General features: G+C 75.1%; 16 protein-coding genes. 9 read left to right on the top strand and 7 right to left on the bottom strand.

Features of this window, described 5'->3' with window-relative positions; genetic code table 11:
* Window positions 1-109 precede the first annotated feature (109 nt).
* Together ACTSKS_RS07820 and ACTSKS_RS07815 are read right to left on the bottom strand one after the other, a co-directional pair.
* Complete coding sequence (locus tag ACTSKS_RS07820; protein ID WP_134415775.1) at window positions 110-1,183, bottom strand: o-succinylbenzoate synthase; 1,074 nt, start codon at window positions 1,181-1,183, stop codon at window positions 110-112.
* An 80-nt stretch (window positions 1,184-1,263) separates the two neighbouring features.
* The gene (locus ACTSKS_RS07815) at window positions 1,264-1,950 is read right to left on the bottom strand and encodes a hypothetical protein (RefSeq protein WP_036317999.1); all 687 of its coding nucleotides are present in this window, start codon (window positions 1,948-1,950) and stop codon (window positions 1,264-1,266) included.
* 110 nt (window positions 1,951-2,060) lie between these two features.
* Here ACTSKS_RS07815 and ACTSKS_RS07810 point away from each other — a divergent pair, with 110 nt between their 5' ends.
* The gene (locus ACTSKS_RS07810) at window positions 2,061-2,921 is read left to right on the top strand and encodes a phosphatase PAP2 family protein (protein WP_041104931.1); all 861 of its coding nucleotides are present in this window, start codon (window positions 2,061-2,063) and stop codon (window positions 2,919-2,921) included.
* A gap of 126 nt (window positions 2,922-3,047) precedes the next feature.
* On the opposite strand, the gene ACTSKS_RS07805 is transcribed toward ACTSKS_RS07810, so the two are convergent.
* From ACTSKS_RS07805 to ACTSKS_RS07795, 3 genes are read right to left on the bottom strand one after another with little or no spacing between them, the layout of a single operon-like run.
* Window positions 3,048-4,535 carry a dihydrolipoamide acetyltransferase family protein gene (locus ACTSKS_RS07805; RefSeq protein ID WP_134415777.1) on the bottom strand — a complete coding sequence of 496 codons (1,488 nt, stop codon included), beginning with the start codon at window positions 4,533-4,535 and terminating at the stop codon, window positions 3,048-3,050.
* Window positions 4,532-5,611 (bottom strand): alpha-ketoacid dehydrogenase subunit beta, encoded by a 1,080-nt coding sequence (locus ACTSKS_RS07800; RefSeq protein ID WP_134415779.1) that lies wholly within the window; start codon window positions 5,609-5,611, stop codon window positions 4,532-4,534. Before ACTSKS_RS07800 ends, ACTSKS_RS07805 begins: the two co-directional genes overlap by 4 nt.
* A gap of 2 nt (window positions 5,612-5,613) precedes the next feature.
* A complete protein-coding gene (locus tag ACTSKS_RS07795; protein WP_041104050.1) occupies window positions 5,614-6,816 on the bottom strand; it encodes a thiamine pyrophosphate-dependent enzyme in 1,203 nt (400 codons plus the stop codon).
* A 189-nt stretch (window positions 6,817-7,005) separates the two neighbouring features.
* Here ACTSKS_RS07795 and ACTSKS_RS07790 point away from each other — a divergent pair, with 189 nt between their 5' ends.
* Entirely contained in the window at window positions 7,006-7,479 is a 474-nt protein-coding gene (locus ACTSKS_RS07790; RefSeq protein WP_036316705.1) for an Lrp/AsnC family transcriptional regulator, read from the top strand.
* A 22-nt stretch (window positions 7,480-7,501) separates the two neighbouring features.
* Here the strand turns inward: ACTSKS_RS07790 and ACTSKS_RS07785 are convergent, their stop codons facing one another.
* Complete coding sequence (locus ACTSKS_RS07785) at window positions 7,502-8,800, bottom strand: MFS transporter (protein WP_230259706.1); 1,299 nt, start codon at window positions 8,798-8,800, stop codon at window positions 7,502-7,504.
* A 65-nt stretch (window positions 8,801-8,865) separates the two neighbouring features.
* Here ACTSKS_RS07785 and ACTSKS_RS07780 point away from each other — a divergent pair, with 65 nt between their 5' ends.
* Both ACTSKS_RS07780 and ACTSKS_RS07775 read left to right on the top strand, forming a co-directional pair.
* Window positions 8,866-10,356, top strand: coding sequence for an NCS2 family permease (locus ACTSKS_RS07780; protein WP_230259707.1), 1,491 nt, complete (start codon window positions 8,866-8,868; stop codon window positions 10,354-10,356).
* A 102-nt stretch (window positions 10,357-10,458) separates the two neighbouring features.
* On the top strand, window positions 10,459-12,705 hold the full coding sequence (locus ACTSKS_RS07775) for a S9 family peptidase (RefSeq protein ID WP_442927433.1): 2,247 nt from the start codon (window positions 10,459-10,461) through the stop codon (window positions 12,703-12,705).
* A gap of 12 nt (window positions 12,706-12,717) precedes the next feature.
* Here ACTSKS_RS07775 and ACTSKS_RS07770 read toward each other — a convergent pair whose 3' ends face one another.
* Window positions 12,718-14,601, bottom strand: a complete 1,884-nt coding sequence (locus ACTSKS_RS07770; protein WP_010080321.1) for a glycoside hydrolase family 15 protein — start codon at window positions 14,599-14,601, stop codon at window positions 12,718-12,720.
* 162 nt (window positions 14,602-14,763) lie between these two features.
* Between ACTSKS_RS07770 and ACTSKS_RS07765 the strand changes: the two genes are divergently transcribed.
* The 5 genes from ACTSKS_RS07765 to ACTSKS_RS07745 all read left to right on the top strand — a co-directional run bounded on the left by ACTSKS_RS07765 (window position 14,764) and on the right by ACTSKS_RS07745 (window position 21,170).
* A complete protein-coding gene (locus ACTSKS_RS07765; RefSeq protein WP_010080320.1) occupies window positions 14,764-16,164 on the top strand; it encodes a glucose-6-phosphate dehydrogenase in 1,401 nt (466 codons plus the stop codon).
* A gap of 190 nt (window positions 16,165-16,354) precedes the next feature.
* Window positions 16,355-17,326 (top strand): 1,4-dihydroxy-2-naphthoyl-CoA synthase, encoded by a 972-nt coding sequence (locus ACTSKS_RS07760; protein WP_134415785.1) that lies wholly within the window; start codon window positions 16,355-16,357, stop codon window positions 17,324-17,326.
* A gap of 30 nt (window positions 17,327-17,356) precedes the next feature.
* Window positions 17,357-18,922: an aspartate:alanine exchanger family transporter gene (locus tag ACTSKS_RS07755; RefSeq protein ID WP_020627260.1), complete on the top strand. Its 1,566-nt coding sequence runs from the start codon at window positions 17,357-17,359 to the stop codon at window positions 18,920-18,922.
* A gap of 66 nt (window positions 18,923-18,988) precedes the next feature.
* A complete protein-coding gene (locus tag ACTSKS_RS07750) occupies window positions 18,989-20,170 on the top strand; it encodes an AMP-binding protein (protein ID WP_442927432.1) in 1,182 nt (393 codons plus the stop codon).
* Window positions 20,171-20,297: 127 nt separating this feature from the next.
* Window positions 20,298-21,170, top strand: coding sequence for a 1,4-dihydroxy-2-naphthoate polyprenyltransferase (locus ACTSKS_RS07745; RefSeq protein WP_182488344.1), 873 nt, complete (start codon window positions 20,298-20,300; stop codon window positions 21,168-21,170).
* Window positions 21,171-21,190 lie beyond the last annotated feature (20 nt).

The following is a 21,190-nucleotide window of genomic DNA, read 5'->3' as shown; positions in this document are numbered from 1 at the left end:
ACGCCCAGGTGGCCGCGAGTTGAACTCTTCCCGGCCGCCGGATTTCGTCCCGTTGACGTGCTGTAATCCGGCTCACATTCCCCGCGTCGACGGGGACCGGGCGGGCCCGTCAGCCCTGCGCGGCCAGCACCGCGTGGGCCGCGCGCAGGCGGTCGGCCCACCACGCCTGCCGCGCCCCGTCCGCCCGGACGCGGTCGAGCAGCTCCGGGTCGGGGGCGGGGGCCCGCTCCCCCGGTGCCGGGAGGGCCCCCGCGCGTGGGCGCCAGGCCGGGGCGACGACGTCGTGCTCGAAGAGGGCCGCGGTGCCGAGCCCGCATGCGTGCGGCAGGGACGGCAGGCAGGCGGCGAGCGCGGCGCCGCCGGCAATGCCCACGGAGGTGTCCAGCGCTGAGGAGACCACCGCGGGCAGCCCCGCGGCCGCCACGATCGCCGCGGCCCGGCGCACGCCCCCGAGCGGCTGGACCTTCACCACGATCAGGTCCGCGGCGCCGGCGGCCGCGACGGCGAGGGGGTCCTCGGCCTTGCGGACCGCCTCGTCCGCGGCGATCGGGGTGGGGACGCCCCGGGCGCGCAGCTCCGCGCGGACCTCCGCGAGGTCGGTGATGCCGGGCACGGGCTGCTCGGCGTACTCGAGGCCGACGTCGGCCAGCGCGGTGAGCACGTCGACGGCCTCGGCGGGCGTCCAGCCGGCGTTGGCGTCGACGCGGACCTGCGCGTGGGGCAGCAGCGCGCGCACCCGCCGCACGCGGGCCAGGTCGGCCTCGCGGCCGCCGGGGACGAGACCGCCCTCGGGTCCGTGCTCGGCCACCTTGACCTTGACCGCGGTGATGCCGTCGCCGTAGCGGGCCAGGACGGCCTCGACGTCGTCCGCGGCCACCGCGGGCACGGTGGCGTTGACGGGGACGGTCTGGCGGACCGGGCCGGGCCAGCCCTGCCAGCCGGCCTCGATCGCGGCGGCCAGCCACGCGGCGCACTCGTGCGGACCGTACTCCGGGAACGGGGAGAACTCGGCCCAGCCCGCCGGGCCGCGCAGCAGCAGGGCGTGACGGAGGTCCGTGCCGCGGAACCGCACGCGCATCGGCAGGGCGACCGCGACGGCGTCGGCCAGCAGCTCCTCGACGCTCGGCAGGGCGGGACCGCCCGGCGCGCCGGGCAGCGGGGGCAGGGCGGGGGCGGTGCTCATGCGGCCAGTGTAGGAAGGGCGCTCGGCTCCCGTTCCGACGGGCGCCGGCGGGGTGGGACTGTCTGTGTCGGCGCCGACGCTCAGACGGCGCGGAGGTAGCCGAGGGCTCGGGCCAGGTCCACGGCGCGGTCGTGGGCGCCGAGCACCCCCTCCAGGCCGGCGACGACGGCGGCCGTCACCTCCTCGGTGAGATGCCAGTCGGCGGTGAACGGGTCGTCGAAGCGCGCCCACGCCGTGCCCACGGCCGCGAGCGCGCGGGTCATCTCGGTGAGGTCCCGGAAGACCGGTCGCGGCTCGTCCAGGCGGTCCTCCCAGCCCTCGTCTCCCGGGGCCATGAGCACCTGGCCGGTGGAGGCCGCGTGGATGAACGGGTCGGCGCCCTGCTTGGCCACCACGGTCCAGTCGTCGTTCCAGTCCACCAGCAGCGCACCGGTTCGGGGGTTCCACCGGTAGCCGGCCTGCTCGTCCCACAGGCGGTCCAGCGGGAAGAACATCACAGGCAGGCCGAGGGTGTCGATCTCCAGCCACTCCGGTCCCACGTAGCGGTAGAAGTCGGCCAGGTCCGGGGCGAGGGGCTCCTCGGCGGCCCACTCGATGGGCTCCTGCCGGCTCAGCCGGCCGAAGGGGGCCAGGGCGTCCCGGGCGGCCAGCAGGTCCTCGGCCGAGAGACGGGGCCGGGCGCCCGGCTCGACGCCCGGGCCGTGAGCCGAGCCGGTGGAGTCGCGGAGGGCCGGGCGATGTCCGTGGGCGGGGGGCACGCGGGTCATGGCCCCAGGCTAGGCAGGCGGCTCAGGGGCGCGGAGGACGGGACGGCGACGGGGGCGTGACCGTCCGATGAAGCCTGCATGACGGCTGCGCGTCCGACACAATGGAACCCATGCCCCCCACCGCCCGCGCCCCCCGCCGCCTCCCCTCGTGGACGTGGTGGCTGGCGCTGGCCGCGTGCGTGGCCGGCGTCGTGCTGGTCTACGCCGCCCTGGTGTGGTCCTCCGCCGGCCAGGTGCTCGAGTACCAGGTGTTCCGCGCCGTCGAGGAGCGCTACGCGGACACCGTGCCGGACGTGACCTCCCAGGTGGTGCGGATCCTGCCGCTCGCGTTGGCGGTCGGCATGGCGCTGGCCTCGCTCGGCGCGCTCGCCGTGGCCCGGTGGCGGCGGCGGGGGCTGCTCGCCCTCCTCGTGCTGGCCGGGTCCAACCTCACCACGCAGCTGCTCAAGGCGGCGCTTCCGCGGCCCGAGCACGCCGACGGGGTCCCGTGGTCCGGCGGCAACTCACTGCCCTCGGGCCACATGACGCTCGCGACGGGCGCCGCGGTGGCCGCGCTGCTGCTCGTGCCCGCCCGGTGGCGACCTCTCACCACCGTCCTCGGCGCCGTGGTGAGCTCCTGCACCGGCGCCGTCGCCTACACGGAGGCCTGGCACCGGCCGTCGGACATGGCCGCCGCGGCGCTCGTGTCCGCCGCCTGGGGCCTGCTCGCCGTGCCGTTCGCCCGGTACGACGGCGCACCGCGGCCCGTACCGCGCGGCGCCCGCGGCGTGGAGGCCACGCTCTGGTCCCTGGGCGTCGCGGGCCTGGCGGCCGGGCTGACGCTGCTGGCCCTCACCCTCGACACCCCCGCGACCAGCGGCGCCGGCCCCCACCCGGCGGCCGAGCCGGCCGGGATCCTGCTCAGCGCCTCCCCCGCGGTCCTGCTGTGGGGCGCGCTCGGCACGGCCTTTCGCCGCGGCCGCGCGGACTGACCCCTCCCCGCACGCTCACCGCACCCCCACCACGCGACGAGCCCTGCGATGTGGCGGCCATCCGCGAGGTATGGCCGCCACATCGCAGGGCTCGTCCGGGGTCGGGGCGGGCGGGGATCGTCCGGATCAGATCCGGGCGAGGGCCGCCGTCGGGTCGTGGAGGCAGTCCGCCACGAACGTGAGGAACGCGCTCGCGGTGGCGCCGTCGGTGACGCGGTGGTCGAAGGTCACGGTCATCTCGGTGACCTTGCGGACCACGATCTCCCCGTCCACGACCCACGGGCGGTCGATGATCCGGCCGATGCCGAGCATCCCGGCCTCGGGCACGTTGATGATCGGCGTGGCGCCGTCCGTGCCCAGCGGGCCGTAGTTGTTCAGCGTGAACGTGCCGCGGGTGAGCTCGGCCGGGGCGGCCCTGCCCGCGCGGGCGCGGCTGACGGTGTCGTTGATCGCGGCGGTGAGCTCGTCCGCGGACAGCTTCTCCGCGTGCTCGACGGACGGCACCATGAGGCCGCGGTCGGTCTGCACGGCCAGGCCGAGGTGGACGCCGTCGACCTCCACGATCTCGTCCTGGCCGTCCGCCCCGGCCTCGATGCGCGCGTTCATCACCGGGTACCGGCGCAGGCCGGCCAGGGTGAAGCGGGCAATCAGGCCGAGCAGCGAGGGCGCGTTCTCCGGGTCCTTCGCCTTGAGCGCGGCCCGCAGCTCGAGCAGGGCGGTGACGTCGACGTCCAGCCACGCCGTGACCTCCGGGACCTCGCGGCGCGAGCGGGAGAGCTGGTCCGCGATCACCTTGCGCACCCCCGAGATCGGGGTGCGGGCGACGACGGCCAGGCCGGTCCGCCCGTCCACGGCGCCCGGCTGCGCGGTGGCCGCGGCCGCCGGGGCGGCGGCCGACGGGGCCGGGGTCGGGGCGGTCTGCGGCGCGGAGCCCTCGGCCGCGGCGAGCACGTCGGCGCGGGTGATCAGGCCGTCCGGGCCCGTGCCGGTCAGCGCGGCCACGTCCACGCCCTTCTCGCGGGCGAGCTTGCGGACGATCGGGGAGGTCACGCGCGGGGCGCCGGCCCCGGCCGTGGGGGCCGGTGTCGGGCGGGCGGCGCCGCGGCCGCGCTTGGACGGACGGCTGCGGGAGGTGGCCCTGTGGCCGGAGGTGCCGTAGCCGATGAGCACGGCGCCGGAGGCCTCGTCGTCGGAGCCGGCGACGTCGCCGTCGCCGCCGCGGGCCTTGTCCGGCTTCGGCTGGACGCCGGCCATCTCCTCCTCGCGGTAGCTCAGCGCGCCCGGGCGGGCGGCCTCGGCCGCCGCCGCACCGGTCGACGGCGGGACGGCGAGGGTCTCGGTGCCGGCGACGGGCGCGGAGCCCTCACCGGACTCGCCGGCCGCGCCGATGGTGATCAGCGGGCTGCCGACGTCCATGGTCTCGCCCTCGGCGCCGTGCAGGGTCAGCACGGTGCCGGCGTACGGGCTCGGCACCTCGACGAGGGCCTTGGCGGTCTCGACCTCGACCATGGGCTGGTCGACGGCCACGGTGTCGCCCTCGGCGACGAGCCAGCGGACGATGTCGGCCTCGGTCAGGCCCTCGCCCAGGTCGGGCAGCAGGAAGGTGTTGCTCATGCGCGGGCCTCCTCGGCGTCCAGGTCCCAGTTCAGGTCGTCGATCGCGTCCAGGTCCCAGTTCAGGTCGTCGATCGCGTCCAGGATGCGGTCGATGTTCGGCAGGTGGTGCTCCTCGAGCTTCGGCGCGGGGAACGGGATGTCGAAGCCGGTCACGCGGCCCACGGGCGCCGCCAGCGAGTGGAAGCAGCGCTGCTGGATCCGGGCCACCAGCTCGGAGGCCACGGACGCGAAGCCCTGCGGCTCGGCGACGACGACGGCGCGGCCGGTCTTGGTGACCGAGGCGGTCATCGTGTCCTCGTCCAGCGGGTTCACGGTGCGCAGGTCCACGACCTCCACCGAGAGCCCCTCCTCCGCGGCCGCCTGGGCGGCGGCGAGGCAGGTGGGGACGGAGGGGCCGTAGGAGACGAGGGTGACGTCCGTGCCCTCGCGGACGACGGCGGCGCGGGCCCAGGCCTCGCCGTGCTCCTTCTTGTCCTCGACGCGGGCCCAGCCCTCCTCGAACTCGGCGCGCAGCTGGTCGAGGTCGAGCTCGGCCTTGGTCCAGTACATCTTCTTGGGCTCCATGAAGACCACCGGATCGTCCAGGCGGATGGCCGAGCGCAGCATCATGTACGCGTCCTTCACCGAGGCCGGGGTGTACACCTTCAAGCCCGGGGTGTGCGCGTAGTAGGACTCGGAGGAGTCGCAGTGGTGCTCCACGCCGCCGATGCCGCCGCCGTAGGGGATGCGGATGGTGATCGGCATGGGCGTGGCGCCCTTGGTGCGGTTGCGCATCTTGGCCACGTGCGAGGCGATCTGCTCGAAGGCCGGGTACGCGAACGCGTCGAACTGCATCTCGATCACGGGGCGGGCGCCGCCGAGGGCCATGCCCACGGCCATGCCCGCGATGCCGGACTCGGCCAGCGGGGTGTCGAAGCAGCGCTCCTCGCCGAAGCGCGCGGTCAGCCCGTCCGTGATGCGGAAGACGCCGCCGAGGGTGCCGACGTCCTCGCCGAACACCACCACCATGTCGTCGGCGGCCATCTCGTCGGCCAGCGCCGCGTTGAGCGCGGCGGCGAAGGTCAGGGTCGCCATGCTCAGGCCTCCTGGTTCTCGGAACGGGACAGCTCCTCGGCCAGCTGCGCGCGCTGGGCGGCGAGCTGCGGGGTCTGCACGGAGTAGACGTGGTCGAACAGCTCGAGCGGATCGAGCTCCGTCTCGGCGTTCATGGCGTCACGCAGCTGCTGCGCGACGTCCTCCGCGTCGCGGGCGATCTGGGCCGAGACCTCCTCGGTGAGGGCGCCGGTGGACTCGAGGTAGGCGGTCATGCGGCGCAGCGGGTCGCGCGCCTCCCACTCCTTCACCTCGGCGTCGTCGCGGTAGCGCGAGGGGTCGTCCGTGTTGGTGTGCGCCTGCATGCGGTAGGTGTCCGCCTCCACGAGGAAGGGGCCCTGGCCCTGCCGGCACAGCTCCACGGCGCGGCCCAGCACGGCCAGCAGGGCGCCGAGGTCGTTGCCGTCCACGCGCTCGCCGGCCAGGCCGTAGCCCACGGCCTTGTGGGCCAGGGACGGGGCGGCCGACTGCTTGGCGAACGGCACGGAGATGGCGAACTTGTTGTTCTGCACGAAGAAGATCACCGGCAGCTTGAACACGGCCGCGAAGTTCAGCGCCTCGTGGAAGTCGCCCTCGGAGGTGCCGCCGTCGCCGACCATGGCCAGGCACACGACCTCCTCGCCGCGCAGGCGGGCGGCCTTGGCCATCCCGACGGCGTGCAGCATCTGGGTGGTCAGGGGCGTGGACTGGATGGAGACGTGGTGCTTCTGGGGGTCGTAGCCCTGATGCCAGGTGCCCTGGTAGGCCACCATCACCTCGAGCGGCGGGACGCCGCGGGCGATCACGGCCACGGTGTCGCGGTAGGTCGGGAACAGCCAGTCGTCCTCGCCCAGGCAGACGGCGGCGGCGACCTCGGAGGCCTCCTGGCCATGCGAGGACGGATAGACGGCCATGCGACCCTGGCGCACCAGGGCGTAGGCCTGGTCGTTGACGCGGCGGCCGATGACGAGGTGGCGGTAGGCGGCCAGCAGCTCCTCGTCGGAGGGCAGGGGATACTCGTGGCCGGGCTCGGTGCCCTGCTCCTCCGGGGCCAGCAGAGTGCCGTCCTCGCCGATCAGCTGGATGCGGCGGGCGGCGGGGAGCAGGTACTCCTCGAGGGAGATGCCGAAGGCGGCGCCGGCGTTCGGGCGGGTCTCGGCCTCGTCGGTCCGGACGGCCCCGGGCACGGCGGGGGTGGGGTCACTCATGGCGGGTCCTCTCGATCTGTGGCCTTCAGTGTGCCCAAGAGGATCAATGTGTCGCTCGCCCGCCCGGGATCACGAGACAATCGGGTGCAAACCAGGCACTCCATCGGACGAACTGCTATTGTGACTCGTGCCACGTAGACGGTCCGCCGCCGCGTGGCCGACCCCGTCCGCCCCGCCCCAGGAGGAGCCATGGCCGCCGAGCCGCTGGACCGCGTGGACCGCGCGATCGTCCGCGAACTGACGCAGGACGGGCGGATGTCCGTCGCGGCCCTGGCCGAGCGCGTGCACATCTCCCGCGCGCACTGCTACTCGCGTCTGAACCGCCTGCAGGACGCGGGCGTGATCACAGGCTTCACCGTGCGGGTCGACCCCGTCAAGGTCGGCTTCGGGGCCTCCGCCCACGTGACCATGAAGCTGCGTCAGCACGACTGGCGAGAGCTGCGCGCCACGCTCCTGGCCATCCCCGAGGTCTCCCACGTCTCCCTCGTGGGCGGGAACATGGACGTGATCCTGCTGGTCCGCGCGCGGGACACCGCCGACCTGCGCCGCGTGATCTTCGACGAACTGCAGACCCTGCCGAGCGTCGTCGACACGCAGACGTACATGGTCTTCGACGACCAGGCCTCCGGGCAGACCATCCCCCCGGACGAGACCGCCGACTGAGCCGACGGTCCGGCGCCCCCGGTCAGCGGGAGCGCACGACGACGGGCGGCGGGTCCGCCACGGCCCCCGGCCCGCGCGGCAGCACCGCGGCGAACACGACCGCTCCGACCCCGCAGACGACCGCGAGGGAGCCGACGCCGACGGCCAGCCCGGCCGCGGCGGTCGCCCCGGAGAGCAGCAGCGGCCCGGCGAGCATCCCCGCGTCGGACATCGAGCGCCACAGACCGAGGAACTGGGCGCGCGCGTTCGGCGGCGAGTGGTCCGCCCCGAGGGTCATCACGATCCCCGCGCCGAAGCCGTTGCCGATGCCCAGCAGCACCGCCGCCGCCGCGAACGCCGTCGGCTCCCGGGTGAGGCTGATCGCCAGGAACCCCGCCCCCAGCAGGGTCAGGCACGGCACCGCCACGGCGCGCCGGCCGAAGCGGTCCATGAGCCGGCCCGAGGGGTAGAAGAGCAGCAGGTCCGCCGCGCCGGCCAGGCCGAAGACGAGCGACGCCGTCGCCGCGTCCAGGCCCAGGTGCGTGGCCCACAGCGGGATGACGGCGTTGCGCGCCGCGCGGGCGGCGGAGACGGCCACGACACCGAAGCCGGCCGTGAGCAGCGCCCCCCGCCGGGCGCGCGCCACGTCCAGCAGGCGAGGTCGTCCGGCCGGGCCGGGCTGCTCCCCCGCCGCCGGACCGGACGCCGGCACCGGCAGATCCCGGATCCGCAGGCACAGCAGGGCGCCGACGGCCATGGCCGCGGCGGCCGCGGCGAACGCGCCGTCCAGCCCGAGCGGGGCCTGCGCGGCGGCACCCAGGAACGGGCCCAGGAACGTCCCGATCCGCACGGTCCCGCCGAGCGTGGACATCGCGCGGGCCCGGTGCGTGGCCGGCACCGCCACCGCCAGGTACGCCTGCCGGGCCAGGTTGAACCCGGCCCCGGCCATGCCCACGGCGAGCACCGCGGCCAGGAACAGCGCCAGCCGCCCCGGCTCGGCCACCCCCGCCGCCGACGGCCCGGAGGACACCCCGGCCGTCGTCGCCCAGGCCAGGCCCGCGCCGGCCGTGCCGAGCACGGCGGAGACGACCATGGTGACCCGCTCCCCCGCCCGGGCCGCGAGCGCCGAGGCCGGCCCGTTGGCCACGAGCGAGCCGAGCCCCACCAGCAGCACGACGGCGGCCGCCCGCGCCGCGTCCAGGCCGAGGGCCAGCGCCGCCACCGCGAGCGCGGGCGTCATGGCGCCCAGGCCGACGGCGTAGACGGTGGAGGGGGCGTAGATCTGCACGGCGTCGCGCAGCGCCTCCCGGGTGCGGGCGGCGGAGGCGGAGCGGGGACGCATGCCCGCGAGCGTAGCGGGACGGCACGCGCGCGATCGTCGTGGGACCGGGTCACTACGCTGGTGCCATGGCCTCCCGCACCGCCTCTCCACCGCCCTCGCCCGCCCCGTCGCCCGCCGCTGCCCGCGGCGCCCTGGACCGGTATTTCCGCATCACCGAGCGCGGCTCGTCGGTGGGCCAGGAGTTCCGCGGCGGCCTCGCCACGTTCCTGGCGATGAGCTACATCGTGGTGCTGAACCCGCTGATCCTGTCCGGTCCCGACTCGGCCGGGAACACCCTGGGCATCCCCGCCGTGGCCGCCGTGACCGCGCTCGTGGCGGGCGTCATGACCATCGTCATGGGCGTGTGGGCGCGGCACCCGTTCGCGGTGGCCGCGGGCCTGGGCGTCTCCGCTTTCGTCTCCATCACCATCGCCACGACGCCGGGACTCACCTGGCCCCAGCTGATGGGCCTCGTCACCCTCGCCGGTCTCGTGATGCTGCTGCTCGTGGTGACCGGCTTCCGCCGCGCCGTGTTCGACGCGGTCCCGGAGGCGCTGAAGTCCGGCATCGTGGTGGGCATCGGCCTGTTCATCGCGCTGATCGGCCTCGTCAACGCCGGGTTCGTGCGTCGGCTGCCGGACGCCGCCGACACCACGGTCCCGGTGGGCCTGGGCACGGGCGGCGAGCTCGAGGGCTGGCCCGTGCTGGTCTTCGTCGTCGGGCTGCTGCTGACCGCGGTCCTCGTGATCCGCAAGGTGCGCGGCGCCATCCTGATCGGCATCGTCGCGGCGACGATCCTCGCCAACGTGCTGGAGGCCGTGTTCCACATCGGCCCCTCCGTGGACGCCGACGGGAACGCCGTGCCCACCGGCTGGTCCCTGATCGCCCCCTCCCTGCCCGAGTGGACCGCCCCGGACCTGCACCTGCTCGGCAGCGTGGACCTGTTCGGCGCCTTCACCTCGGTGGGCGGGCTGATGGCCTCCCTGCTCGTGTTCGCGATCCTGCTCTCCGTGTTCTTCGACGCGATGGGCGTCTCCGTGGGCCTGGCCCGCGAGGCCGGCACCGTGAACCCGGACGGCTCCATCCCCGACCTGAACCGGGTGCTCGCCGCGGACGCGCTCGCGGTCGCCGTGGGCGGCGGCGCCTCCGGCTCGGCGCACCAGATCTTCGTGGAGTCCGGCACCGGCATCGGCGAGGGCGCCCGGACCGGCCTGGCCTCCGTGTTCACCGGCCTGTTCTTCCTCGCGGCCGTGTTCCTCTCCCCGCTCATCCACCTCGTGCCGTTCGAGGCCGTGGCCCCCGCGCTCGTGGTGGTCGGGTTCATGATGTGCCAGCACGTGGTGCAGATCGACTGGTCCGACCCGGGCGCGGCCTTCCCCGCGTTCCTCACGTTCACCCTCATGCCGTTCACCTACTCGATCGTCAACGGCATCGGCGCCGGCGTGGTGGCCTACGCGGTGATCCGCACGGGCCAGGGCCGCGGCCGCGAGGTGCACCCGCTGCTGTGGTTCGTGGCGCTCGCGTTCGTCGCGTACTTCGGGCTCGGCGTGGTCCGGGCCTCGCTCGGCCTGAACTGACCCGCCACCCCCGACGGCGGCGCACCGGGCCGGTGCGCCGCCGTCGTCGTGTGCGGCGCGGGGTGTCGGCCCCGCCCCGCGCGGCGTGATGGGATGGGCCGCATGCCCCAGACCACATCGCACGCCCCCGTCCCGCCGTCCGTCTCCGCCGAGCCCGTGACCCGCCGCCACCACGGCCACACGTTCCAGGACGACTTCGAGTGGCTGCGCGGCAAGGCGGAGCCCCGCGTGCTCGACCACCTGGCCGCCGAGAACGCGTACACCGAGGCCGTGACCGCGGACCAGGCGCCGCTGCGCGAGGCGATCGTCGGCGAGATCAAGGCCCGCACGGTGGAGACGGACCGCTCCGTGCCCGCCCGCCGGGACGGGTGGTGGTACTTCGTGCGCACCCGCGAGGGCGCCGAGTACCCGATCCACTGCCGCGTGCCCGCACGCGACACCGGCGACCTCGAGGCCGACTGGACCCCGCCCGTCATCACCCCGGACGCCGCCCTGCCGGGCGAGCAGGTGATCCTGGACGGCAACGCCGAGGCCGAGGGCCACCCGTTCTTCGCGCTCGGCGGCCTGCACATCAGCCCGGACGCCACCCGGGTGGCCTACGCCGTGGACCACACCGGCGACGAGCGCTTCACCCTGCGCGTGCGCGAGATCGCCACGGGCGAGGACCTGCCGGACGCGGTCGAGAACGTGGCCCACGGCGTCCGCTTCGACCGCTCGGGCACCCGCGTGTTCTACACCGTGTGGGACGACTCGTGGCGGCCGTACCAGGTCAAGGCCCACGTGCTCGGCACCGACCCGGCCGAGGACGTGCTCCTGCACGAGGAGGCCGACCCGGGCATGTGGACCGGCTTCGAGGGCGTCGCCGACCGCACCCAGCTGCTGATCGGCGTCGGCAACTCGGAGGTCTCCGAGACCCTCGTGGTCGACCTGCCGGAGGACCCCGCCGCGCCCCTGCCCACCCCGCGCGTGCTGATCCCCCGCGCGTGGCGGATGCTCGCCGACGTCGAGCCCGTCACCGACGCCGACGGCGTCCGTCGGCTGCTCGTGGTCCACGACCGCGCCCTGGACGACGACGGCGCCTCCGTCTCCGCGCCCAACGGGATGCTCTCGGTGGTCGCCGAGACCGACGTCGCCGACCGCGGCGCCTGGCGCACCGTCGTGCCGCACCGCGAGGACGTGAAGGTCGACGGCGCCATGGTCACCCTGACCCACGCCGCCCTGGCCGTGCGCCGGGAGACCACCCCGCGCGTCGTCGTCGCCGAGCTGGACGCCGTGCTGGCCGGGCAGGCCGCGCACTGGCGCGAGCCCGCGTTCGACGAGGAGCTCTACGCGTGCCACCTGTCCGCGACGGCGGCCGAGTCCCCGTTCCTGCGGCTGGCCTACACGTCCTGGATCACGCCCGCGCGCGTGCTGGACGTCTCGGCGGCGACCGGCGAGGTGCACCTGCGCCGCGAGACGGAGGTGCCCGGCTACGACCCGGCCGACTACGTGGCCGAGCGCGTGTGGGCGCCGGCGTCCGAGCCGTCGTCGGTGACCGGGGAGGACGTGCGGATCCCCGTCACCGTGATCCGGCGCCGCGACGTGAAGCCGGACGGGACGGCCCCGTGCGTGGTGTACGGCTACGGCTCCTACGAGATGTCCATGGACCCCGTGCTGGGTGTGGCCCGGCTGTCCCTGCTGGACCGGGGCGTGGTGTTCGCGGTCGCGCACGTGCGCGGCGGCGGCGAACTGGGCCGGCGCTGGTACGAGGACGGCAAGAAGCTGGCCAAGCGGCACTCCTTCACGGACTTCGTGGACGCCACCCGGCACCTCGTGGACCTCGGCTGGGCGGACCCGGCGCGCGTGGCCTGCATGGGCGGCTCGGCCGGCGGCCTGCTCATGGGCGCGGTGCTGAACCTCGCGCCGGAGCTGTACCGGGCGTGCCTGGCGGTGGTGCCGTTCGTGGATGCGCTCACCACGATCCTCGACCCGGAGCTGCCGCTGTCCGCGCTCGAGTGGGAGGAGTGGGGCAACCCGATCGAGGACGCGGCCGTGTATGAGGCCATGCGCGCCTACACCCCGTACGAGAACGTGCGGGCGGTGGACTACCCGGCGATCGCGGCCGTGACGAGCCTGAACGACACCCGCGTGCACTACGTGGAGCCGGCCAAGTGGGTGGCCCAGCTGCGCCGCACCGTCACCTCGGACCAGGCGAGGCCGCTGGCCGACGGCGGCGCGCCCGTGCTGCTGCGCACCGAGATGGACGGTGGGCACGGGGGCGCCTCCGGCCGGTACCAGGGCTGGGAGGACACCGCGTGGGAGTACGCGTTCCTGCTCACGGCGCTGGGGGCCGTCGAGCGGCTGGACTGACGGGGCGGACGGTCAAGCCTCGGCCGCGCCGCGGGCGTCCTCCAGGGCGTCCACGGCGCGGATCAGGCCCAGGTGGGAGAACGCCTGCGGGAAGTTGCCCGCCATCCGGTCCAGCTCGTCGTCGTACTCCTCGGCCATGAGCAGCAGGTCGTTGGCACAGTCGTCCAGGCGGGCCATGAGGCGCTCCGCGTCCTCGACGCGGCCGGATCGGGCGTACTGCTCCACGAGCCAGAAGGCGCACATGATGAACGGCGCCTCCTCGCCCGGCAGCCCGTCCATGCCGGTGGCGCGGTACCGCATCACCAGGCCGGTCTGGGTGACGAGGTCCTCCTCCACGCGGGCCACCGTGGCGAGCATGTGCGGATCGTCGTGGGGCACGAAGCCGGTGTGGGGGATCTGCAGCAGGGAGGCGTCCGTCTCCGTGGAGCCGTAGGTCTGCCGGAAGGCGCCGTCCTCGTCCACGCCCTCGGTGAGGATCTCCTCCCGCAGCTCCTCCCGCGCCCGCTCCCAGGCCTCGAGCTCGTCGTCGCGGGCCGGCAGCCCGTGGTCCCGGGCGGCGTGCAGGGCCTGGTCCAGGGCGGCCCACATCATCACGCGGCCGTGCGTGAAGAACGCGGGCTCGCCCCGCATCTCCCACAGGCCGTGCTCCTTCGTGTCCCGGTGCGCCAGCAGGCGCTCCACGAGCCGCTTCTGCAGCGTCCAGGACCACGGGTCCTCCCCCACGCCCGCGTCCCGCAGCTTCCCGAGGGCGAGCATCACCGTGCCGATCACGTCCGCCTGCCACTGGTCCGCGGCCCCGTTGCCCACGTGCACGGGGCGCGAGCCCTCGTAGCCGGGCAGGTGCTCGAGGTCCCGCTCGGGCATGCGGCGCCCGCCGGAGAGCGTGTACATGATCTGCACGTCCTGCGGGTCGCCGGCGATCGCGCGCAGCAGCCAGTCCCGCCAGGCCTTGGCGTCCTCCGTGTGGTTGTGGGCCATGAGCGCCTCGAGGGTGAGGGCGGTGTCCCGCAGCCACACGTAGCGGTAGTCCCAGTTGCGCACGCCCCCGATGTCCTCCGGCAGGCTCGCGGTGGGGGCGGCCACGATGCCGCCCGTGTCCCGGTGGGTCAGGCCCTTGAGCACCAGCAGGGAGCGGGCCACCCGGTCGGCGCGCGGGCCGGTGGCCTCCAGCTCGCCCAGCCACTCCACCCAGCCGGCCACGGTGGCCTCGAGGGCCCGCTCCGCGTTCGGGGCGGCCGGCGCCATGAACCACGAGGGGTACCAGGCGAGCGTCCATGCGGCGGACCCGCCCTCCTCCAGCGGGGTGCTGCCGCGGTGGCTCAGCCCGTCCGGGCTCAGGTCCGGCCCGTGCACGGCCAGGGCGTCGCCGCCGGCGACCACCGCGAGGAAGGACTCCCCCGCCGGGTCGGTCTGCCGGGACACCCACGGGGTCACCTCGCCGTAGTCCAGCCGGACGTGGAGCCGCTGCTCCACGCTCACGCGGCCGGCGGTGCAGCGCACGAGCCGCACCAGGTCCGCCCGGGCCTGTTCGCCCTCGCCCGTCGAGGCGAGCGCGCCGCCGTCGTCGTCCACCGCCACGCCGGAGCCGCGATGGCTGGTCAGCGGCATGAACTCGAGGACCTCCGCCTCCCCCTCGGGGCCGCGCCAGCGCGTGCGCAGCACGAGCGTGCCGGGCAGGTAGGCGCGCTCCACGACCTCGCCGTCGGCGATCCGCAGGCTCCACTGCCCGTGCTCCGGCTCGCCCAGCAGGGAGGTGAATACGGACGGGGCGTCGAACCGGGGCAGGCACAGCCACGTCACGTCCCCCTCGCGGGTGACGAGCGCCCCCGAGTGCTGGTTGGACAGGTACGCGTGGTCCTCGATGAGCGGCGGGCGGCGGGGGGTCGTCGTGGTCATGCCCTCCAGTCCATCATCCGCGACGCGCGGCGGGCCAGGGCTGAGGCCGCGCCCGGCCCGGCGGGCATGGACGGGCACGCATGGACGGGCACGCATGGACTGGATCGGCGGGCCGACGGGAGACTGGCCGGGACCGCCCGCCGCCGACGCCGAAGGACACCCATGACCTCCCCCGCCGACCGCGACGATGTCGCCCTGATCATCCTGGGCGCCACCGGTGACCTCACCTCGCGCCTGCTGCTGCCCGGCCTGGCCGGTGCGCTGGCCGCCCACGACCTGCCGCGGGTGACGCTCGTGGGCTCCTCCCACAGCGAGCACAGCACGGACGAGTGGCGCTCGATCGTGCGCGAGGGCCTCGCGGGCGCCGCCCTGGACGAGGACGAGGTCGAGGACCTCGTCGCGCGCGCCGCGTGGCACACCGCCGACGCCACGGACGCCGACGACCTGCGCGCCCTGTTCGAGACGGCCCGCGAGGCCGCCGGCCCGGACGCCGCGCCCGTGCTGTACTTCGCCCTCGGCCCCGGCATCACGCGGGAGGCCGTGGGCGCGCTCGCCGGCTTGGAAGACCTGCCGGACGGGCTGCGCCTGGCCCTGGAGAAGCCGTTCGGCGAGGACGAGGAGAGCGCCCGCGAGCTCAACGCGGTGCTGGCCGACGTCGTCGAGGAGGACCGCGTGTTCCGCGTGGACCACTTCCTGGGCGAGTCCATGGTCACCGCGCTGCTCGGGCTGCGCACCGCGAACCGGCTGCTGGGGCGCGTGTGGGGCGGGCGTGACGTGGAGCGGGTCGACGTGGTGGTGGACGAGACGATCGCGCTCGAGGGGCGCGCCGAGTTCTACGACGGCACCGGCGCGCTAAAGGACATGGTCCAGTCGCACCTGCTGCAGGTGCTGGCCATGGCGGCGCTCGAGCCGCCGGAGCGGCTGCGTCCGCAGGAACTGCACGACGCCGTCGTCGAGGTCCTGCGCGCCACCCGGGTGTGGCAGGACGACCCCGTGGCCGCCTCCCGCCGCGCCCGCTACACCGCCGGCGAGGTGGACGGCGAGCGGATCCCCGCCTACGCGGAGGAGGAGGGCGTGGACCCCGGGCTGCGGACCGAGACGCTGGCCGAGGTCACCCTCGCCGTGGACACCGAGCGGTGGCGCGGCGTGCCGTTCCGGCTGCGCTCCGGCAAGGCGCTGGGCCGGAAGCGGTGGGAGGTGGCGCTGACCCTGCGGGCGCCCGAGGACGTGCCGGAGGGCCTCTCGCCCGCGGAGGGCCGGGACCGGATCGTGGTGGGCCTGGACCCGCGCGAAGTGCGGATCGAGCTCGCCGTGGACGGGGCCGACACCCCGTTCGACGCCGAGCGGCGCACCCTCGCCGCCGACCTGGGCGAGGAGCAGGTGGACGCCTACGGGGAGGTGCTGCGCGGCATCCTCACCGGGCAGACGCTGCTGAGCGTGCGCGGCGACGCCGCCGAGGAGTGCTGGCGGATCCTGGCGCCGGTGCTCGCCGCGTGGGAGGCCGAGGAGGTGCCGCTGGACGAGTACCCGGCCGGGTCGGCGGGGCCGGCGGGCTGGGGGTGAGGGGCGGGGCCGAGAGGCGCCGTGGCACCGATATGACCCTTCTCAGCGCTCTTCAGTCCCTGAGAAGGGCCGTTCCGGTGCCGAGGATGCTGCGCGGCTGAGCTCCCGTTCCTCGAACGAGAGCGCCGCTGGGGGCTCCCGTTTCCCGAACGAAGGCGCGGGGTGGCGGGCCGCCGGTACTGTTCTGGGCATGAGCGAGCAGCACCGCCTGGACCGTGACCGCCTCCCCGAGCAGGTCTCCGACATCTTCGACCCCACGCGCTGGCGCGTGGTCGAGGGCTTCGACTTCGAGGACCTGACCTACCACCGCCAGGTGGAGCGCGACGCCGACGGCCGCTGGGTGCGCGACCTGCCGACGGTGCGCATCGCCTTCGACCGTCCCGAGGTCCGCAACGCGTTCCGGCCCGGCACCGTGGACGAGCTCTACCGCGCCCTCGACCACGCCCGCATGACCCCGGACGTGGGCACGGTGCTGCTCACCGGCAACGGCCCCTCCCTCAAGGACGGCGGCCACGCGTTCTGCTCCGGCGGGGACCAGCGCATCCGCGGCCGCGACGGCTACCGCTACGCCGAGGGGGAGACGGCCGAGACCATCGACCCGGCCCGCGCCGGACGCCTCCACATCCTCGAGGTCCAGCGCCTGATGCGCACCTCCCCCAAGGCGATCATCGCCGTCGTGAACGGCTGGGCGGCCGGCGGCGGCCACTCACTCCACGTGGTCGCGGACCTCACCCTGGCCTCCCGCGAGCACGGGAAGTTCAAGCAGACGGACGCCACCGTGGGCTCCTTCGACGCCGGCTACGGCTCGGCCCTGCTCGCTCGGCAGGTGGGCCAGAAGCGCGCCCGCGAGATCTTCTTCACGGCGCGCGAGTACTCGGCCGAGGAGATGGTGGCCATGGGCGCGGTGAACGAGGCCGTGGACCACGAGCGCCTCGAGGAGGTCGCCCTCGAGTACGCCGCGGACATCAACCGTCAGTCCCCCCAGGCCCTGCGCATGCTCAAGTTCGCGTTCAACCTCCCCGACGACGGCATGGCCGGCCAGCAGGTCTTCGCCGGCGAGGCCACGCGCATGGCCTACATGACGGACGAGGCCGTGGAGGGCCGGGACGCGTTCCTGCAGAAGCGCGACCCGGACTGGTCCGCCTTCCCGTACCACTTCTGACCGACCACCAGGCAGGACGGAGACCCGCCCATGCTCGCACTGCTCAACGACCAGCCCATCCTCGTCCTCATGGCCACCGTCGCCCTGGGCGCCGCCGTCGGCACCATCCCCCTGGGCAAGATCCGCCTCGGCGCCTCGGGAGCACTGTTCGTGGGCCTGCTCGTCGGGGCGGTGCTGCCCGACGTCGGCGACCGGCTGGCCCTGTTCCAGAGCTTCGGCCTGGCCCTGTTCGCCTACCTGATCGGGCTCGGCGCCGGCAAGGTGTTCTTCCGGGACCTGCGCCGCAACCTGCCCCTGATGCTGGCCGCCGTCGTCGTGGTGATCCTCACCGCCTTCACGGTGCACCCCCTGGCCGCGCTGCTCAACCTGGACCTGCCGACGGCGATCGGCGTGTGGACGGGTTCGCTCACCGCGACGCCGGCGATGGCGCTGGCGAACCAGCTCACCGGCGGGCAGGCCCCGGCCGTGGGCTACGGGCTGTCCTACCTGGTGGGCGTGGTCGGCACCATCATCGCGATCACCGTGCTCGCCGCCCGCCCGTGGAGCAGTTCCCCGCGCGATCCGGCGCCGGTGACCGACGGCAAGCTGCGCTTCACCGCCGCGGTCGCCACCTCCGCCCTCGCCGTGCGGGAGATCCCCGGGATCTCCGAGGGGCTGGTGCGCGTCGTGGCGCTGCGCCACGGCGGCGTGGCCCGGATCGCCGGCTCCGCCGACCGGATCGAACCCGGGGACGAGGTCGTCCTGGACGGCACGGAGAAGAACATCGACGCGGCCGTGCAGGCCTTCGGCCGACGCACCGGCGCCGACCCCGCGCGGGTGATGAACCCGCTGCAGACCTCCATGGTCATCGTCACGGCCCGCGCCCTGGCCGATCGCCGCCTGGGCACGCTGTCCCTGCGCGAGCGCTTCGGCACCGACGTCGCCCGGCTGCGGCGCGACGACGTCGAGTCGCTGGCCACCCCGCAGACCGAGCTCAAGGTCGGCGACCGGGTGCTCATCGTGACCACCGCGCCGCGGATGGAGGCGGTGCGCGACTTCTTCGGCAACTCGACGCGCGGGCTCTCGGACCTGGACTGGATCTCCCTGGGCACGGGCATGGCGCTGGGCTACCTGCTGGGCATGGTGACGATCCCGCTTCCGGGCGGGGCCTCCTTCTCCCTCGGCCCGGCGGCCGGGTGCATCCTCGTCGGCCTCGCCCTCGGTGCGATCGGCCGAACGGGACCCACGGTGTGGGAGCCGTCCACGGAGATCGCACTGACACTGCGGCAGTTCGGCCTCATGCTCTTCCTGGGCGTGGTGGGCCTGGCCGCCGGCCCGGCGTTCATCGAGACGGTGTTCACCCGGGTCGGCGGGCTGGCCATCCTGATGTCCGCCGTGCTCACCGCGCTGACCGCGGCCCTGCTCATCGCCGCGGCACGGCTGCTGGGGCAGTCCGTGGATCGCACCTTCGGGGCGCTGGCGGGCATCACGGGCCAGCCGGCGATCCTGGACTACGCGCTCTCCCGGTCCACCGACGCCCGCGTGACCGAGGGGTACGCCCAGCTGTTCGCACTGATCATGGTGGTCAAGATCGCCACCGTGCCGTTCCTGCTCTGACCGGCCGGGCGGATCCGGTCCGCCGGGCGGGTCCGTCCGACCGTCGGGCCTCCTACACTCGGGGCCATGCCCGCCACCGCCGATGCCCTCGCCCGCGCCACGGACGCCCTCGCGGCGGCCTTCGACGGCGGCGCCCCCGTCGAGCTGACCGCCGACGGCGCCGCGCTCCCCCGGCCCGAGGCCCGCGACCCGCGCCGCTGCGGGGACCCGGACGCCGTCGCCGTGGTGCGCAGCTCCGGGTCCACGGGCACGCCGAAGCAGATCGTCCTGACCGGCGCGGCCCTGCGCGCCTCGGCCGCGGCCACGGCCCGGCGGCTCGGCGGCGAGGGGGCGTGGCTGCTGGCCCTCGGCGTGCACTACGTGGCCGGGCTCGCCGTGCTCTCCCGCTCGATCGCGGCCGGGACCGCACCCGTGGCCCTGCCCCCGGGCCCGTTCACGCCCGCGGCGTTCGCCACCGGGGCGGCCGCCCTGCCCGACGACGCCGGCCCCCGGCTCGTCTCGCTCGTCCCCACCCAGCTCGCCCGCCTCCTCGCGGCCGACGCCGACCCGGCCGGGCGGGCGGCCCTGCGTTCCTTCGACCGCGTGCTCGTGGGCGGCGCCCGGCTCGATCCCGCGCTGCGGGCCGCGGCCGAGGCGGCGGGGGTGCGCCTCACCGCCACCTACGGCATGGCCGAGACGTGCGGCGGCTGCGTCTACGACGGCGTGCCGCTGCCCGGCGTCGCCGTCGCGGTGGCCCCGGACGACCCCGACGCCCCGCCGCGCGTGCGCCTGGCCGGGCCCATGGTGGCGGCCGGCTACCTCGACGACCCGGCCCGCACCGCCGCCCACTTCGTCCCCGCCGGGGACGGCGCCCGCGCCTTCCTGACCGAGGACACGGGCGTGCTCTCCCCCACCGACGACGGCGGCGTGCGGCTGGCCGTGACCGGTCGCCTGGACGACGTCGTCATCACGGGCGGGGTGAAGGTGTCCGCGGCGGCGGTGACCGCGGTGCTCGAGGCGCACCCGGGCGTCGCGGCGGCCCACGTGGCCGGCGTGCCGGATCCCGAGTGGGGCGCCCGGCTGTGCGCCGCCGTCGTGCCCGCCCACCCGGCCGCGGCCCCCGACGAGGCCGTCCTGCGCGCCCACGTGCGCGCGGCGCTGGGTGCGGCCGCGGTGCCCAAGACGTGGCTCGTCCTCGACGCCCTGCCCCTGCTCTCCACCGGCAAGACCGACCGGCAGGCCCTGGCCGCCCGGTTCACCGCCGGCTGAGCGTCGCCCCGCCCGCATGGGAGAATGACCCGGGCCCGGCCGACGTCGGGCCCCGGCCGCGCGCCGCCGTCGACCCGGCCCGCTGCGGACCGCTGCCCACCCCGCTCCCCAGGAGGAACCCCCGCCCATGGCCGCCACGCTCTCCCAGTGGGTCGCCGCCGCGCGCCCGCGCACGCTGCCCATGGCGATCGCCCCCGTGATCGTCGGTTCGGCCGCCGCCGCGGAGCTCGGCTCCTTCCACCTCGGCGCGGCGCTGCTGGCCCTCGTGGTGTCGCTCGCGCTGCAGATCGGCGTGAACTACGCCAACGACTACTCGGACGGCATCCGCGGCACCGACGACGAGCGTGTCGGCCCCTTCCGGCTCACCGTCTCCGGGCTCGTGCCCGCGGCCCGGGTGAAGCAGGCGGCCTTCGCGTTCTTCGGCCTCGCCGGGCTGGCCGGCCTGGGACTCATCCGGCTCTCGGGGCACTGGTGGTTCCTGCTGGTCGGCGTCGCGTGCGTGCTGGCCGCGTGGTTCTACACCGGCGGGAAGCGGCCGTACGGGTACCTCGGCCTCGGCGAGGTGTTCGTGTTCGTGTTCTTCGGGCTGGTGGCCGTCCTCGGCACCACGTACACCCAGGCCGACGCCGTCAGCGGCCTGGCGTGGGCCGGCGCGATCGGCTGCGGGCTGATCTCCACGGCCCTGCTCATGGCCAACAACATCCGGGACATCCCCACGGACCGCGAGGTCGGGAAGATGACGCTGGCCGCCCGCCTGGGCGACGGACCCGCGCGGGCGTCCTACGGCGTCATGCTGGCCGTCGCCCTGCTGCTGCCGCTGTTCTGGGTGGCGGTGCACCCGGGGCTGCTGCTCGTGCCGATCGGCGGCCTGCTCGCGATCCGGCCGATCCGCACGGTGCTGCGCGCCGACGACCGCCGGGCGCTGATCCCGGTGCTGCGCGCGACCGGCGTGATCGGGATCGTCTACGCGATCACGTTCACCCTCGGCGCGCTGCTCTGAGCCGCACGGGATGACGACGG

It is taken from the genome of Micrococcus sp. TCR-5 (assembly GCF_052220525.1).
Taxonomy (GTDB): Bacteria; Actinomycetota; Actinomycetes; order Actinomycetales; family Micrococcaceae; genus Micrococcus; species Micrococcus luteus.
This window is presented reverse-complemented; position numbering and strand designations above follow the sequence as displayed.

Excerpts from the sequence above, each read along its gene's own strand:
- ACTSKS_RS07820 (WP_134415775.1), bottom strand. The coding sequence starts at position 1,183 with ATGAGCACCGCCCCCGCCCTGCCCCCGCTGCCCGGCGCGCCGGGCGGT.
- ACTSKS_RS07815 (WP_036317999.1), bottom strand. The coding sequence starts at position 1,950 with ATGACCCGCGTGCCCCCCGCCCACGGACATCGCCCGGCCCTCCGCGAC.
- ACTSKS_RS07810 (WP_041104931.1), top strand. The coding sequence starts at position 2,061 with ATGCCCCCCACCGCCCGCGCCCCCCGCCGCCTCCCCTCGTGGACGTGG.
- ACTSKS_RS07805 (WP_134415777.1), bottom strand. The coding sequence starts at position 4,535 with ATGAGCAACACCTTCCTGCTGCCCGACCTGGGCGAGGGCCTGACCGAG.
- ACTSKS_RS07800 (WP_134415779.1), bottom strand. The coding sequence starts at position 5,611 with ATGGCGACCCTGACCTTCGCCGCCGCGCTCAACGCGGCGCTGGCCGAC.
- ACTSKS_RS07795 (WP_041104050.1), bottom strand. The coding sequence starts at position 6,816 with ATGAGTGACCCCACCCCCGCCGTGCCCGGGGCCGTCCGGACCGACGAG.
- ACTSKS_RS07790 (WP_036316705.1), top strand. The coding sequence starts at position 7,006 with ATGGCCGCCGAGCCGCTGGACCGCGTGGACCGCGCGATCGTCCGCGAA.
- ACTSKS_RS07785 (WP_230259706.1), bottom strand. The coding sequence starts at position 8,800 with ATGCGTCCCCGCTCCGCCTCCGCCGCCCGCACCCGGGAGGCGCTGCGC.
- ACTSKS_RS07780 (WP_230259707.1), top strand. The coding sequence starts at position 8,866 with ATGGCCTCCCGCACCGCCTCTCCACCGCCCTCGCCCGCCCCGTCGCCC.
- ACTSKS_RS07775 (WP_442927433.1), top strand. The coding sequence starts at position 10,459 with ATGCCCCAGACCACATCGCACGCCCCCGTCCCGCCGTCCGTCTCCGCC.
- ACTSKS_RS07770 (WP_010080321.1), bottom strand. The coding sequence starts at position 14,601 with ATGACCACGACGACCCCCCGCCGCCCGCCGCTCATCGAGGACCACGCG.
- ACTSKS_RS07765 (WP_010080320.1), top strand. The coding sequence starts at position 14,764 with ATGACCTCCCCCGCCGACCGCGACGATGTCGCCCTGATCATCCTGGGC.
- ACTSKS_RS07760 (WP_134415785.1), top strand. The coding sequence starts at position 16,355 with ATGAGCGAGCAGCACCGCCTGGACCGTGACCGCCTCCCCGAGCAGGTC.
- ACTSKS_RS07755 (WP_020627260.1), top strand. The coding sequence starts at position 17,357 with ATGCTCGCACTGCTCAACGACCAGCCCATCCTCGTCCTCATGGCCACC.
- ACTSKS_RS07750 (WP_442927432.1), top strand. The coding sequence starts at position 18,989 with ATGCCCGCCACCGCCGATGCCCTCGCCCGCGCCACGGACGCCCTCGCG.
- ACTSKS_RS07745 (WP_182488344.1), top strand. The coding sequence starts at position 20,298 with ATGGCCGCCACGCTCTCCCAGTGGGTCGCCGCCGCGCGCCCGCGCACG.